The sequence below is a fragment of the Acinetobacter bohemicus ANC 3994 genome (genome assembly GCF_000367925.1).
Taxonomy (GTDB): Bacteria; Pseudomonadota; Gammaproteobacteria; order Pseudomonadales; family Moraxellaceae; genus Acinetobacter; species Acinetobacter bohemicus.
The window spans coordinates 114,848-130,098 of record NZ_KB849170.1 but is presented as its reverse complement, the minus strand read 5'-3'; the positions used below and the strand labels follow the sequence as shown (position 1 = coordinate 130,098).

Genomic DNA, 15,251 nt, shown 5'->3' with positions numbered 1-15,251 from the left:
GATGTGAAATGCTGTAGAATGCACATCCATCGGCGGTGATGTTAAATAAAACCTCTGATAAATCAATAAGTTGGTTGGATTGTTAAGATTTCGAATGAGATTTTAAGATTGGATTTAAACTTAGGTTTGTCGGGAAATAATTTAGCAAAACCTGTTGACTTTCTCTGGAAAGAGAGTAGTATAGCCGACCTAGCTTGCTGATGACGAATCAGCAAGAAGATCATTAAGAGATTATGAAGAACAACTTGTGTGGATTTTTACTGGTTGATTGATCGAAATTATTTTCATTGATTGATGGTAGAAATTACTCGAAGTTTATTTGAGAAATATTTGTCAGAAAATTGATGAGCCAAGATTGGTAGCCTTTAAGCTACTACTGATTTTAAACTGAAGAGTTTGATCATGGCTCAGATTGAACGCTGGCGGCAGGCTTAACACATGCAAGTCGAGCGGAGATGAGGTGCTTGCACCTTATCTTAGCGGCGGACGGGTGAGTAATGCTTAGGAATCTGCCTATTAGTGGGGGACAACATTTCGAAAGGAATGCTAATACCGCATACGCCCTACGGGGGAAAGCAGGGGATCTTCGGACCTTGCGCTAATAGATGAGCCTAAGTCGGATTAGCTAGTTGGTGGGGTAAAGGCCTACCAAGGCGACGATCTGTAGCGGGTCTGAGAGGATGATCCGCCACACTGGGACTGAGACACGGCCCAGACTCCTACGGGAGGCAGCAGTGGGGAATATTGGACAATGGGGGGAACCCTGATCCAGCCATGCCGCGTGTGTGAAGAAGGCCTTTTGGTTGTAAAGCACTTTAAGCGAGGAGGAGGAGCTCTAGACTAATACTCTAGATGCTTGGACGTTACTCGCAGAATAAGCACCGGCTAACTCTGTGCCAGCAGCCGCGGTAATACAGAGGGTGCAAGCGTTAATCGGATTTACTGGGCGTAAAGCGTGCGTAGGTGGTCTTTTAAGTCGGATGTGAAATCCCTGAGCTTAACTTAGGAATTGCATTCGATACTGGGAGACTAGAGTATGGGAGAGGATGGTAGAATTCCAGGTGTAGCGGTGAAATGCGTAGAGATCTGGAGGAATACCGATGGCGAAGGCAGCCATCTGGCCTAATACTGACACTGAGGTACGAAAGCATGGGGAGCAAACAGGATTAGATACCCTGGTAGTCCATGCCGTAAACGATGTCTACTAGCCGTTGGGGCCTTTGAGGCTTTAGTGGCGCAGCTAACGCGATAAGTAGACCGCCTGGGGAGTACGGTCGCAAGACTAAAACTCAAATGAATTGACGGGGGCCCGCACAAGCGGTGGAGCATGTGGTTTAATTCGATGCAACGCGAAGAACCTTACCTGGTCTTGACATAGTAAGAACTTTCCAGAGATGGATTGGTGCCTTCGGGAGCTTACATACAGGTGCTGCATGGCTGTCGTCAGCTCGTGTCGTGAGATGTTGGGTTAAGTCCCGCAACGAGCGCAACCCTTTTCCTTATTTGCCAGCGGGTTAAGCCGGGAACTTTAAGGATACTGCCAGTGACAAACTGGAGGAAGGCGGGGACGACGTCAAGTCATCATGGCCCTTACGACCAGGGCTACACACGTGCTACAATGGTCGGTACAAAGGGTTGCTACCTAGCGATAGGATGCTAATCTCAAAAAGCCGATCGTAGTCCGGATTGGAGTCTGCAACTCGACTCCATGAAGTCGGAATCGCTAGTAATCGCGGATCAGAATGCCGCGGTGAATACGTTCCCGGGCCTTGTACACACCGCCCGTCACACCATGGGAGTTTGTTGCACCAGAAGTAGGTAGTCTAACCGTAAGGAGGACGCTTACCACGGTGTGGCCGATGACTGGGGTGAAGTCGTAACAAGGTAGCCGTAGGGGAACCTGCGGCTGGATCACCTCCTTAACGAAAGATTGACGATCGGTAAGAATCCACAACAAGTTGTTCTTCATGAAGATGTATCTGAGGGTCTGTAGCTCAGTTGGTTAGAGCACACGCTTGATAAGCGTGGGGTCACAAGTTCAAATCTTGTCAGACCCACCAATCTAACGAACGAAGATGAAGAAATTCATTGAGAGACAGAGAAGAAGATATATCGAATCTAATGATAAGCTGGGGACTTAGCTTAGTTGGTAGAGCGCCTGCTTTGCACGCAGGAGGTCAACGGTTCGACTCCGTTAGTCTCCACCATATATAAAGCTAGGTGATTACAGAATTTAGTGAATATAAAAACTTAATTAAGTTTTTAGTTTATTAAATTCTGTGATTTATCACAGTTACCTACGATCTGACGAAGACGTAGTTAATCATTAACAGATTATAAATTTGAGTTGAAATAAATTGTTTAAACTCAGAACTGAATTGACATTAATTTGTATCACGCAAGTGTTACGAAGAAATGAAAATAAAGAACTGAGCACTAGCGATTAACTGAATCAAGCGTTTTGGAAAACGAACTAGATTGAAGCTGTACTGTGGTTAAATCCACAAAACTCGAAGCAAGGTCATCAACATTAACTTGTAGTGTTGAAACGACTGTTTGGGGTTGTATAGTCAAGTAATTAAGTGCATGTGGTGGATGCCTTGGCAGTCAGAGGCGATGAAAGACGTAATAGCCTGCGAAAAGCTCCGGGGAGGCGGCAAATATCCTGTGATCCGGAGATTTCTGAATGGGGAAACCCACTTACCATAAGGTAGGTATCGCATGATGAATACATAGTCATGCGAAGCGAACGAGGGGAAGTGAAACATCTCAGTACCCTTAGGAAAAGAAATCAATTGAGATTCCCTTAGTAGCGGCGAGCGAACGGGGAAAAGCCCATTAAGTTATCTAAGTTCTAGTGGAATGCTCTGGGAAGTGCAACCATAGTGGGTGATAGTCCTGTACACGAAAGGGCTTAGATAATGATGTCGAGTAGGGCGAGGCACGTGAAACCTTGTCTGAATATGGGGGGACCATCCTCCAAGGCTAAATACTCCTGACTGACCGATAGTGAACCAGTACCGTGAGGGAAAGGCGAAAAGAACCCCTGTGAGGGGAGTGAAATAGATCCTGAAACCGCATGCATACAAGCAGTGGGAGCCGGCATTGCGTCCGGTGACTGCGTACCTTTTGTATAATGGGTCAGCGACTTATATTCAGTAGCGAGGTTAACCGAATAGGGGAGCCGTAGAGAAATCGAGTCTTAATAGGGCGAATTAGTTGCTGGGTATAGACCCGAAACCAGGTGATCTATCCATGAGCAGGTTGAAGGTTGGGTAACACTAACTGGAGGACCGAACCCACTGTCGTTGAAAAGCCAGGGGATGACTTGTGGATAGGGGTGAAAGGCTAATCAAACTTGGTGATAGCTGGTTCTCCCCGAAAGCTATTTAGGTAGCGCCTCGGACGAATACCATTGGGGGTAGAGCACTGTTTCGGCTAGGGGGTCATCCCGACTTACCAAACCGATGCAAACTCCGAATACCAATGAGTACTATCCGGGAGACAGACTGCGGGTGCTAACGTCCGTAGTCAAGAGGAAAACAATCCAGACCGCCAGCTAAGGCCCCAAAATTATAGTTAAGTGGGAAACGATGTGGGAAGGCATAGACAGCTAGGAGGTTGGCTTAGAAGCAGCCACCCTTTAAAGAAAGCGTAATAGCTCACTAGTCGAGTCGGCCTGCGCGGAAGATGTAACGGGGCTAAAACTATATGCCGAAGCTGCGGATTTGCAATTTATTGCAAGTGGTAGGGGAGCGTTCTGTAAGCCGATGAAGGTGGATTGAGAAGTCTGCTGGAGGTATCAGAAGTGCGAATGCTGACGTGAGTAACGACAATGCGAGTGAAAAACTCGCACGCTGAAAGACCAAGGGTTCCAGTCCAACGTTAATCGGGGCTGGGTGAGTCGACCCCTAAGGCGAGGCCGAGAGGCGTAGTCGATGGGAAATTGGTTAATATTCCAATACTTCTGTGTAATGCGATGAGAGGACGGAGAAGGTTAAGTCAGCCTGGCGTTGGTTGTCCAGGTGAAAGGTTGTAGGCATGTATCTTAGGCAAATCCGGGGTACTCTATGCTGAGAACTGATAGCAAGCTGTACTTGTACAGTGAAGTGGCTGATACCATGCTTCCAGGAAAAGTCTCTAAGCTTCAGTTACACAGGAATCGTACCCGAAACCGACACAGGTGGTCAGGTCGAGTAGACCAAAGCGCTTGAGAGAACTCTGCTGAAGGAACTAGGCAAAATGGTACCGTAACTTCGGGAGAAGGTACGCTGCCGACGGTGATGGGATTTACTCCCTGAGCGGTTGGCAGCCACAGAAACCAGGCCCCTGCAACTGTTTATTAAAAACATAGCACTCTGCAAACACGAAAGTGGACGTATAGGGTGTGATGCCTGCCCGGTGCTGGAAGGTTAATTGATGGGGTTAGCGTAAGCGAAGCTCTTGATCGAAGCCCCAGTAAACGGCGGCCGTAACTATAACGGTCCTAAGGTAGCGAAATTCCTTGTCGGGTAAGTTCCGACCTGCACGAATGGCATAATGATGGGGGCGCTGTCTCCAGCAGAGACTCAGTGAAATCGAATTCGCCGTGAAGATGCGGTGTACCCGCGGCTAGACGGAAAGACCCCGTGAACCTTTACTGCAGCTTGACATTGAACTTTGATCTTACTTGTGTAGGATAGGTGGGAGGCTTTGAAACTCGGACGCTAGTTCGAGTGGAGCCAATCTTGAAATACCACCCTGGTAATATTGAGGTTCTAACTCTGCTCCATTATCTGGAGCGAGGACCATGTCTGGTGGGTAGTTTGACTGGGGCGGTCTCCTCCTAAAGAGTAACGGAGGAGTACGAAGGTGCGCTCAGCGTGGTCGGAAATCACGCGTAGAGTATAAAGGCAAAAGCGCGCTTAACTGCGAGACCCACAAGTCGAGCAGGTACGAAAGTAGGTCTTAGTGATCCGGTGGTTCTGTATGGAAGGGCCATCGCTCAACGGATAAAAGGTACTCTGGGGATAACAGGCTGATACCGCCCAAGAGTTCATATCGACGGCGGTGTTTGGCACCTCGATGTCGGCTCATCTCATCCTGGGGCTGAAGCAGGTCCCAAGGGTATGGCTGTTCGCCATTTAAAGAGGTACGCGAGCTGGGTTTAGAACGTCGTGAGACAGTTCGGTCCCTATCTACCGTGGGCGTTGGAAATTTGAGAGGATCTGCTCCTAGTACGAGAGGACCAGAGTGGACGAACCTCTGGTGTACCGGTTGTGACGCCAGTCGCATCGCCGGGTAGCTATGTTCGGAAGGGATAACCGCTGAAAGCATCTAAGCGGGAAGCCTACCTCAAGATAAGATTTCCCAAGGACTTTATGTCCTCTAAAGAGCCGTTGAAGACTACGACGTTGATAGGTTGGATGTGGAAGTGCAGTGATGCATGAAGCTGACCAATACTAATTGCTCGTGAGGCTTGACTATACAACACCCAAACAGTTGTATTGCTCATCTAATTCGATACAAAATACTTGATTTAGTTTAAAAGCTAGTTACAATACCAACTCAAATTTAGCATAATCTGTTAATAACTCATTTGGTACAAAGTAAGGCATACGAAATAAACAGCGTAAATAAGACCCGAAAAAGTCCATAAACAGTTGTGCTGGCGACAATAGCAAGAGTGAACCACCTGATCCCTTCCCGAACTCAGAAGTGAAACCTCTTCGCGCTGATGGTAGTGTGGGGTTACCCATGTGAGAGTAAGTCATCGCCAGCTCATTATTACTAAAAACACCCCAACCTAAAAAGTTGGGGTGTTTTTTTATGCGGGGGGAAAATTAAATAAGTAAAAGTAGGCCGGAGTTAAGCAGTTTAGATAAAAATAGAAAAAAAATAGGCAACTATGGGGAATGGATCGCAGTTGTTTATATCCATTTAAATGATCTAGACTCAATTCTTGTTATCGCTAGATTCGATCTGTGGACTGCTCTTTGTATCCTAGATATCTTACTTTCATATGAAATATTTTTTATAAGAAATTGAATACTAGATTAAGTAAGTGATTTAAAATTTTGTCCAATAATCGCCATTTCAGGTTGGCTCAATACGATGCTAAGGGGAGTCCAGTACCATTAGATTACTTATTTGTGGATAATTTAAACAATTATACACAGCTTTACTTCCCTCATATGCTACTTCGTATTGTATAGGTGTTACGAATAATAAAAATTGGATATTTCTCTAATTGTTTTGTGTATTGGTTGATGGGAGTTTTTTTAGATCATTCAAAAATGAGCATCAATATTGTTTAAATCAAGCGTATTTAAATAGTTAGTTTCGATAATTTGAGCTTTTCCATTTTCATTAAAGTGAATACTGAATTTATTTTTATTATATAATATTTGTAATCGATATAAGTACTTTGCCCAGCATACGCGGAAATAATTGGTATTTCATGAACTTTCCTTAAAAATAAAAATATTTTGAGTCTTTTTTAGGATTTCTCTATCTACTGAGATATCTGTATATCTACGTGCTGATAATAATGTTGTACATATTTATTCTTCCTAATTTCTAATTAAACTAACATTATTAAACATTTTTAATGCTTTTATTTACATAAAGCAGCAACTATGTTTACATATCCCCCAATAAATATTTATAACGCACTCGAATAGTTAATGAGGGTTTTGGGGATTTCCATGGACAAAAAACAATTAGGTTTAAAATTATCAGCAGTTTCTTTAGCGGTTTTGTTGGCGAGTTGTGGTGGTGGTGGCAGTGACGGTTATTATAACCAAGGTTCTAGTTCTGGCAATTCTTCTTCTACGAATCCTAGCACTGGCGAAGAAGTAAAATCCGTTAATATTACTACTATTCAATTAAATGATTTAAATGGAAATGTTACTCAAATAATTACATCGGAAGGTGTAACAGCAAAAGTAAAAGTTACTGATCAATCTGGTCATGGTATCAGTGGCGCATTAGTGACTTTTACCGCTACAGGTGGTGTCATTTTTGGCAGTTCTAATGGCGCTGTTTTAACCAATGCTGATGGTGAAGCTAGTATTTCTGTTACTCCAGAAAATAATAATACAAACGGTGCTTATAAAATTTCAGCTAATGCCGATTATAATGGTAAGACTGTTGCGGCAAAAGAAGCATCATTTTCATTGCAATCACTCAATATTACATTAGCAAACTTAAGTGTTGCGAATACAGCGCTTGAGTCTGGTGGTTCTACTAATATTACGTTAAAAACAAAAAACCAGAGTGGTGCTAATCAAAATAATGTTGCTGTAAATTTCTCTGCCAGTTGCGGTACATTTGAGCCAGCTACTGTTATATCGTCTAATCAAGGCGATGTCATTACTTCTTATAAAGCAATAGCAGCAAATGGTGAGCTTTGTGAGGGGCAAGCAGTAATTACTGCAGCCACTAATGGTGCATCAACTGTGCCTGTTACTGTAAATATTGCAGCTATTAAGGCAGATTCTTTAGTATATACAACAACTTCTGCTATTGATTTGGGAATCAGAAACAGTGGGTCCGCTGCTTCAGGACAAATTGAATTTACACTTTATGCGAATGGTACGCCTGCAAAGGATAAAGAAGTTCGCATCGAGTTGACTGATGCTCCACCAGATTTAAACTTTATTTCTTTAGGTAACCGTGATCCAAGAATCGTAAAAAGTGATTCTAATGGTAAAGTTGTTGTTAATTTATACCCTGGCAGTTTACCAGGGCCTGTTGAGATTAAAGCGACTCTTGTCTCAGCTCTGAATGTATCTGCTTTATCTAAGAATGTGAAAATTTCGACAGGCCGTGTGACTCAAAATGGTGTGAGTCTATCTGTATCTAAACAATCATTAAGAACAGATATTGATGGTGATACAGCAGTTATTACAGCACGTTTGCGCGATCGTGTTGGGAACGCTGTACCTACAGGTACTGTAATTAGTTTTGTATCTGAAGGTGGTAAGGTTGATCCTCATTGCGCGACAGATAAAAATGGTGTGTGTTCGGTTACCTTAACGACTCAAAGTCCAAGACCTCTTAATAATAGGGTCAGCGTTTTAGCTTATGTTGAAGGTGATAAAGATTATAAAGACAATGATAAAGATAATCTGTATACAGCAGGAATAGATCAACTAATAGATAATATTGGTGATTTCTTCCGTGATGATAATGAAGATAATATTTTCAATGTTGGTGAGTTTATCTATGAAAAAGCCACGGGTGTTCTGAGCTGTGCTGCTTCCAGTATTGTACAGCCAAATGTACCGAATACTTGCAATAATGGATTGAGTGCTGTCCTTCGTCAACAATTACTGTTTTCATTTGCACATGACACTCCAACATTTGTTTGGAATAGCGGTTTTGAGGGGAATGGGAAAATTTCAAATGGTAATGGTAACTTTAGTTTCCAAGTCTTTGGAAATAATCAAAAAACTGTACCAATGCCTTCTGGCACGACTATTTCTGTAGCAGTAAAAGATAACACTGATTTTCAGCCAAAAGCAAAGCTTCAAGTCGATACTGCAGATTCAACTAAACAAATCTTGAAAGTTTCAGGAGCAGAACCGAATACTACTTTAATTGTAACGATTAATAGTATTGATTATGCTGTGGTAATTGATGCAAATGGCACAGGAAGCAAAGGTGGTATTGCATCAACTGTTACAGGAACTCCTGAAATAACTTATAAAAATTTATCTTGTGAAGCTGAAATTAGAGAAGGGAACTTAACTGTTCCGAATACAATGAAGTTATTTACTCCAGCTTCATTCCAAGATATTGGAAATGAGGTTGTTGATTATACAGTTCGACTTAAGGGATGTACTCAAGGGGATGATGTTAAAATTATTTCGAGTGTACCTGCCGGTAAGACAGTTACATCATGGCTTGATATCAAATAAGGTTTCTAAAAAATCTAGATGATTTTTCAAATCTAGCCGAAAATTATGCAATAAAAAAAACAGCGCTTCGGCGCTGTTTTTTATGACGGTAAATGTTTTAAATTGAAGTCCCCACACTCACGCCAACTGTAGGTCTAACATTCATAGAACTACAACCGCTGATTGTGAGCATACATAAAAAGACAATTAAAATTTTATTCATTGAGCAAGCCTTGAGATTTAGCCTGATTAAATAATATGCTCGAGCGAGAACCACTGCGGCAGACCATCAGGATTGGTTTTGGTAGCTCATTATAATATTTTGCAAATTCAGTCACGTCTGTTTGAGAAATTTTACCGCTTAGTATAGGTTGGTAAATCACACTGACTTGTGACTGTTCAGCAATTTGGCGTAACTGAGCCACTGAAACAGTATTGCCTTGTTCCTGATCAGGGCGGTTGACAATCACCGATTTAAAACCAGCTTGGATCAGTTGTTGGAATTTATCTGTTGTCATTTGACCCGCAACACTGACTTGTGCATTTAAAGTTTTACTTAAAATATCATTTTGAGCAAATAAATCAGTTGAGCAGGTCAAACACAAGCAATATAAAAGCGTTAATAAAACGCGTTTAGTCATCTAATAAATCCATTTGTTTGGCAAGCTGGTATAAATTATTTGAACGGTTACCTGTACGGCAGAACATCAGGATAGGTTTAGGAAGTTCATTAAAATGATTGGCAAATGTACGTACATCAACTTCAGTAATTTGACCAGCAACAACAGGTTGATAGACATAATCTAAACCCGCATTGCGTGCAGACTCTTCAATTTGAGCACTGGTCGGTTGTTCTGGACCACCTTCCATATCTGGACGATTGTTAATAATCGATTTAAAACCTTTCTCAACAACTTGTGCTACGTGTGCTGGGCTAATTTGACCTGCAAAGCCGACATTTTCACTCATTCTGTCACTCCATAATTCGCTAAATAGATTTATGCTTTATGATAGCATTAAGCTTAAACTCGAGTTTAAGCTGTTAAAATTTTTTATAAACGATTACAACCATAAAATAAAGCAATGGAGCGCGTATGCATTCCTATACAGTTGAACCGCTGTATGTAAAAAGTGGGCAAGAAGTGATTGCTGCAGATTTTTATCGTCCAAAAACTGAAAATAAGCCCGCTGTCATTATTATGGCACATGGTTTAGCTGCTTTACGCCAGTTTAAATTGGTTCAATATGCCAAGCGTTTTGCTCAAGCAGGTTATGCCGTGGTGCTGTTTGATTATCGTTATTGGGGGGGGAGTACAGGTCGTCCACGAGAATTGGTATCGCTGACATCGCAATTAGAAGATTGGCGAACCATGATTGCACATATTTTAGAACGAAAATCGATTGATACCCGACGTATCGTACTTTGGGGAACCTCGTTAAGTGGGGGCTATGCTTTGAATTTGGCTGCGGAATTGAAAAATGTTCAAGCGATTATGGTTCAAGTGCCTTTTGTCGATGGGACCGAAAGTGCCAAGCTTTATTCTTTACAGCAACTGCCAAAAGCATTAAAAATATCCAGTCAGGATTATATGGGGGCGAAAGTCGGCATGTCTCCAAAAACTTTACCTGTGGTGGATAAAAATGGCTTATGTTTTATGCCGACAGCAGACAGTTATGATGGGTATTTATCGATTGTTAATCCAGATTATTTTTGGAGTGGCGAGATTCCAGCGCGGGTCTTTTTCAATTTAATTCGCTATCGTCCGATTCAGGATGCCCGTAATATTAGTGTGCCTGTACTTTTTATTGCTTCGAAACAAGATAGCTTGATTCCAATTGAGTCTAGTCGTGAGACAGCAACCAATATTGCGCCTTTTGTGCAATATCATGAGTGGGATATGCAACATTTTGATATTTATCATGGTCAATGGTTTGAAAAAGCGATCTCAACCCAATTAGAATTTTTACATCAACATATTGGAGTGAATTAAATGATTATTGTCTGTCCTTCGTGTAGTGCAAAAAACCGAGTGCCTGAAGATAAACTAGAAGTAAATCCAAGCTGTGGTCAATGTCATCAAGCCCTTATTCCGTTGGCACCGATTGAGTTAAATGAGCAAAATTTTAGTCATTTCATCGCCAATAGCGACTTGCCTGTTTTTATTGATTTATGGGCAGAATGGTGTGGTCCTTGTAAGATGATGGCACCGCATTTTGCACAAGTGGCTGCACAAAATCCCAAAGTGATCTTTGCGAAAATCAACACTGAAGAATCCCCTCGACTCAGTAGTGCGTTTAATGTGCGCAGTATTCCCACCTTAGTTTTAATGAATAAAACCCATGAAATTGCTAGAATAAGTGGTGCGTTACGATCTACAGAGCTACAACAGTGGCTAGATCAACACTTAAATGCCAAAACAGGAAGCTAATGTGTCAGATATTCATGTAAAACCAGAGGGAACGCTCTCCCTGCAAACGATTGCGATGCCAGCAGATACCAACTGGAGTGGCGATGTCTTTGGTGGGTGGATTGTTTCACAAATGGACTTGGCCGGTGCAATTCATGCAGAGCGTTTTAGTAAAGGACGTTGCGCAACAATTTCGATTAATCAAATGACTTTTTTGGTTCCTGTCAAAGTCGGCGATGTGATCAGTTGTTACACCAAAATTTTAAAAGTGGGCAATACCTCCATTCAAATGCAAATTGAAGTGTGGGATAGCCATGACAGCTCACGTGAGCCGATTCGTGTGACGGAAGGGGTATTTACTTTTGTTGCAGTCGATGTGAAAGGTGGTAAGCGCCAAATTCCAGAGGATGTAAAACAAAAATATTTAGCATCTCAGTGAGCAAAGTAACTTAGCCGCAGTCGTTTAGCCATAAAAAAGCCCAATCATGATTGGGCTTTTTTATCGATTGATTTTGAACCAATCATTTTTTTAATTGTGATTTAGCCACCCAAGCCCAAAGCATTTCACATTGAATCGGTTCTTCATTGCTTTCATCTGTTACGACCACAGAAACGAGGGTTTCACCTTTTTCAGAGGTTTGCATTAACTTTTGCTGTTCATCCGTTAAGGTTGCGACTGCGGTCATTGCGCCTTTAGATGGGCGTTTAAAATCGACTTTTAAACTTTTGATTAACACAATACAAGAGTCAGGAACATTCATTCCAGTCACAAAACCTGTTGCTGTTTCCGCAATCAGTGCCATAGCACAGGCATGAACTTGTCCAATATGGTTTTGCATTGCGCGATGGTTTTCGATTTTCACCACGACTTTGTCGTGGCTCACTTCGAGGTAGCGAATATTTGCGCTCCCCACCATCGGTACGATACGACCAAACGCTTTGCTCCACAGCGTACTGCGGATTCCTTTGGGTAATTTAGCGGTTGCTTTCACCAGTTTTGATAAACGATTGGTCGCTGTCATGAAGTTCCTCGAATTTTTATTGCATCAATGCATTAATCTTTGAAATTATTAAACTGTAAAGGCACACCAAATTGCTGTTCTTTTAAGAACGCCATGGTTTGTTGCAAAGTATCGCGTTTTTTATCTGTCACACGAATTTTGTCACCTTGTATAGATGATTGCACCTTCACACCACTTTCTTTAATGGCTTTATTAATTTTTTTTGCGGTATCTGAGTCAAGACCATCTTTAAGTTTAATCACTTGAATGACATTTTTACCTGAAGCGGTCATTTTTTGCGGATCCAGTGCTTGAATGTCAACTTTACGCTTAAAGAAATGATTTTCCAGCATGCTATACACTTGCTCACACTGGAAATCACTTTCGGCACTGATTTTGATTTCTTTATTTTTCTCACTTAATTCAATAGAAACGTCTTGACCGCGGAAGTCAAAACGGGTCGCAATTTCTTTTTGCGTGTTTTGAACGGCATGATTTACTTCAAAAATTTCTAATTCAGAGACAATATCGAAAGAAGGCATGGTTTAGACCTTTACAAAGGGAAAGAATATCTGAGATGCTAGGGATGTTTTCTTCATTTGCCAAGTGTTGTTTACATCAAAGGAGTGCACAATGATCCGTAAACAAGAAATTACAACATTTGAGTTCCCAGAAAATGCAATTATCTGGGATGTTCGTGATACAAAAGCTTTCGCTGAAGGTCATGTTAAAGGTGCTGTAAATCAGCCCATTGATGACTTGGGTGCAGTAAGCTTAACTCAAGTGGAGTCGGATCAGCCCATTTACATTTTATGTGGTGGTGGTAGTAAAGCACCACGTGCTGCTGAAAAGTTAGATAGCTTAGACAGCTCACGTGAGTATGTTGTATTGATGGGTGGCACTCGTGCTGCACGTGATGCAGGCTTCCCTTTAGAACAGGGCGCTTAAGAAAAAGCGCCGTAAGGCGCTTTTTTAATGGTTAAAAAAATCAATTCCCCTTTTTTTGAAAGCGGGATTTTTTTTTGCTTTTTTAAAAGGGCATTTAAGTTGGTTTTTGATAGTAGGGTTTTTTCGGTTTCACTTTTTTAATAAAGCGTCGTGGATTGAGTTTATCGACCCAATATGACGTCAGTGGACAAGCTTCCGCTAAAACTTGCGCCACCAATACTTCGCTACATAGCGGTGCAAATAAGAAACCTTTAGAGCCTAAAGCGGTCAAAGTATAAATTTCTGCATCGGGCTGAATTTTCCCAAGCAATGGAAAATAATCAGGACTTTGCGTGCGTACCGATGCACGACCTTGCCAAGTTTCGATTGGGGCTAAGGATTGTGCATAATGGGGGAATACACTGTGAATCAGTGCATGGTTATGTTGATGATCCTCAGCTAGAACCTCATCATCCTCTCGATCTGGATAAAAAGAAGCCCCTAAAATCAGATGTTGCTGGTCTAATTGCATGCAATAGCCACCGTAACTATAGGCCTGATCCGATTTTAACGGATGGTTGGCATTATTCAGCCAACTGACTTGCCCACGATTGGCTTTAAGTTGCGGCAGTTGTGGCGAAAGTTTTTGGCTATTCATTGCCGCGCAGACGATTACATGATCAAACTCAGCCAAACACTGTTGATTGATGTCCACGACTTGGATTTTTGCTTTTTGCTTTGATTGTTTCGTTAATTTGGAAACTTCTGCGTGCTGAAATTGAATTAAAGCATGTTCTAAAATTTGATCACGTAATTGATGAGGGGAAACCGTTCCTGCGCGTAACAGTTTAAGGCTTGGATAGATCGTTTCAAGATTGCTGACATTTTCTTTTTCAGTTGCAAAGATGTCTTCAGGATATTGTGCTGCCAGTTCAAGTAAATCATCATCAGCTTTGAGTGCCAGTTGGCTAACCTGAATGGGGCGAAAAGCGTTAAATTTTTCATAATGTGGAATTGCATATTGCCATGCCAAAGTGACTAAATGCTGCGCACTTTGCTCAATTTGTCCGAGTCGCGGGTTGAGCAATGCCAGTGGATTACCCGATGCGCCCGCAAGAGGCGCTGATTGATCGTAAATCGTTACTTGATGACCACGTCTAGCAAAGGCATATGCACAGGTTAAACCTGCTATTCCAGCGCCAATGATCGCAATTTCACGTTGTTGAAATGAGCCTGCTGCATTGAATGGGGTGTGTGCTTGGGTGGTTGCTGTGTTTAAGTGTTGATTTTCCGATTTTACACGATTGCAAATCGCTTTCAGCATTGAATCTTTATGGTTAAAACCTGCTGGGCAACAAATCGAAATGCCATGCTCATTCAAACTTTGTCTTAAAATGTCGGTAACACTGCAAGAGGCAAACGTTGTTGCATCATCAGACAGTCTGACGATTTGACTTAAAACATTTTTTTGCCAGATATCGGGATGGTATGAAAATGAAAAACCATTCAGAAACCATGCATCGACTGCTTTGGTTTTGGCAATGAAAGGGAAAACTTCACTTGCATCACCCAGCCATAAGTCAATTGAAAAGCGTTCTGCTGGGAAATCAAGTCGATGACAGCCCGCAATAGGCAAAGGATATTGTTGAAGCAGTTGTTGCGCTAAAGGTTGCAGCTCTGGCCAGAGCTTTGCAGCACGAATAAAATCCGCTTTGGTCAGCGGGTATTTTTCCACACTCATGAGGTGTAGATGGCTATGATTATTCGGGCGCAGTTGCTGCCACATTTGCCATAAAGCTAAAGCATTTAGCCCTGTGCCAAAGCTTGTTTCAGCGATGCAGAAATATTCAAAATCCGCTAGTTTGGCTAAACGTGTGCTTAAGTCATTACCATTGAGAAAAACATGTCGTGCTTCAAGCAAGGCATGATTACTCGAAAAATATGTCTGCCCAAACTGTTTGCAAACGGGAACATCCATACCATCAATGCATTGCCAATCTAGATCAGCGGTTTGAATTGCACTCGACAAGACC

At 42.1% G+C, this 15,251-nt stretch carries 10 protein-coding genes, 2 tRNA genes and 3 rRNA genes; 10 read left to right on the top strand and 5 right to left on the bottom strand.

Annotated elements, in window-relative coordinates:
• Positions 1–384 precede the first annotated feature (384 nt).
• The 6 genes from F994_RS10245 (at position 385) to F994_RS10220 (ending at position 8,903) form a co-directional block, all read left to right on the top strand.
• A 16S ribosomal RNA gene (locus F994_RS10245) occupies positions 385–1,922 on the top strand.
• Positions 1,923–1,983: 61 nt separating this feature from the next.
• Positions 1,984–2,060, top strand: a tRNA-Ile gene (locus F994_RS10240).
• Positions 2,061–2,131: 71 nt separating this feature from the next.
• Positions 2,132–2,207: transfer RNA gene (locus tag F994_RS10235), tRNA-Ala, on the top strand.
• A 361-nt stretch (positions 2,208–2,568) separates the two neighbouring features.
• Positions 2,569–5,466: ribosomal RNA gene (locus tag F994_RS10230) — 23S ribosomal RNA — on the top strand.
• 180 nt (positions 5,467–5,646) lie between these two features.
• Positions 5,647–5,761 (top strand): 5S ribosomal RNA (gene rrf, locus F994_RS10225).
• Together the 16S, 23S and 5S rRNA genes with 2 tRNA genes alongside form the textbook arrangement of a ribosomal RNA operon.
• A 925-nt stretch (positions 5,762–6,686) precedes the next feature.
• Positions 6,687–8,903: an Ig-like domain-containing protein gene (locus F994_RS10220; RefSeq protein ID WP_004650302.1), complete on the top strand. Its 2,217-nt coding sequence runs from the start codon at positions 6,687–6,689 to the stop codon at positions 8,901–8,903.
• 194 nt (positions 8,904–9,097) lie between these two features.
• On the opposite strand, the gene F994_RS10215 is transcribed toward F994_RS10220, so the two are convergent.
• Together F994_RS10215 and F994_RS10210 are read right to left on the bottom strand one after the other, a co-directional pair.
• Positions 9,098–9,523: a protein tyrosine phosphatase family protein gene (locus tag F994_RS10215; RefSeq protein ID WP_004650299.1), complete on the bottom strand. Its 426-nt coding sequence runs from the start codon at positions 9,521–9,523 to the stop codon at positions 9,098–9,100.
• Positions 9,516–9,851: a protein tyrosine phosphatase family protein gene (locus tag F994_RS10210; RefSeq protein WP_004650298.1), complete on the bottom strand. Its 336-nt coding sequence runs from the start codon at positions 9,849–9,851 to the stop codon at positions 9,516–9,518. Before F994_RS10210 ends, F994_RS10215 begins: the two co-directional genes overlap by 8 nt.
• 125 nt (positions 9,852–9,976) lie before the next feature.
• On the opposite strand from F994_RS10210, the gene F994_RS10205 reads away from it, so the two are divergent.
• From F994_RS10205 to F994_RS10195, 3 genes are read left to right on the top strand one after another with little or no spacing between them, the layout of a single operon-like run.
• Positions 9,977–10,873, top strand: coding sequence for an alpha/beta hydrolase (locus F994_RS10205; protein ID WP_004650297.1), 897 nt, complete (start codon positions 9,977–9,979; stop codon positions 10,871–10,873).
• Positions 10,874–11,311, top strand: coding sequence for a thioredoxin TrxC (gene trxC, locus F994_RS10200; protein WP_004650296.1), 438 nt, complete (start codon positions 10,874–10,876; stop codon positions 11,309–11,311).
• Positions 11,292–11,729, top strand: coding sequence for an acyl-CoA thioesterase (locus F994_RS10195; RefSeq protein WP_407636541.1), 438 nt, complete (start codon positions 11,292–11,294; stop codon positions 11,727–11,729). The genes trxC and F994_RS10195 overlap by 20 nt, the downstream gene beginning before the upstream one ends.
• A gap of 82 nt (positions 11,730–11,811) precedes the next feature.
• Here F994_RS10195 and F994_RS10190 read toward each other — a convergent pair whose 3' ends face one another.
• Both F994_RS10190 and F994_RS10185 read right to left on the bottom strand, forming a co-directional pair.
• Positions 11,812–12,312: a DUF4442 domain-containing protein gene (locus F994_RS10190; protein WP_004650294.1), complete on the bottom strand. Its 501-nt coding sequence runs from the start codon at positions 12,310–12,312 to the stop codon at positions 11,812–11,814.
• A gap of 32 nt (positions 12,313–12,344) precedes the next feature.
• Complete coding sequence (locus tag F994_RS10185; RefSeq protein WP_004650293.1) at positions 12,345–12,833, bottom strand: YajQ family cyclic di-GMP-binding protein; 489 nt, start codon at positions 12,831–12,833, stop codon at positions 12,345–12,347.
• A 91-nt stretch (positions 12,834–12,924) separates the two neighbouring features.
• Here F994_RS10185 and F994_RS10180 point away from each other — a divergent pair, with 91 nt between their 5' ends.
• Positions 12,925–13,239 carry a rhodanese-like domain-containing protein gene (locus tag F994_RS10180; protein ID WP_004650292.1) on the top strand — a complete coding sequence of 105 codons (315 nt, stop codon included), beginning with the start codon at positions 12,925–12,927 and terminating at the stop codon, positions 13,237–13,239.
• 94 nt (positions 13,240–13,333) lie between these two features.
• Here F994_RS10180 and mnmC read toward each other — a convergent pair whose 3' ends face one another.
• On the bottom strand, positions 13,334–15,247 hold the full coding sequence (gene mnmC, locus F994_RS10175; protein WP_004650290.1) for an FAD-dependent 5-carboxymethylaminomethyl-2-thiouridine(34) oxidoreductase MnmC1: 1,914 nt from the start codon (positions 15,245–15,247) through the stop codon (positions 13,334–13,336).
• Between the last annotated feature and the right edge of the window lie 4 nt (positions 15,248–15,251).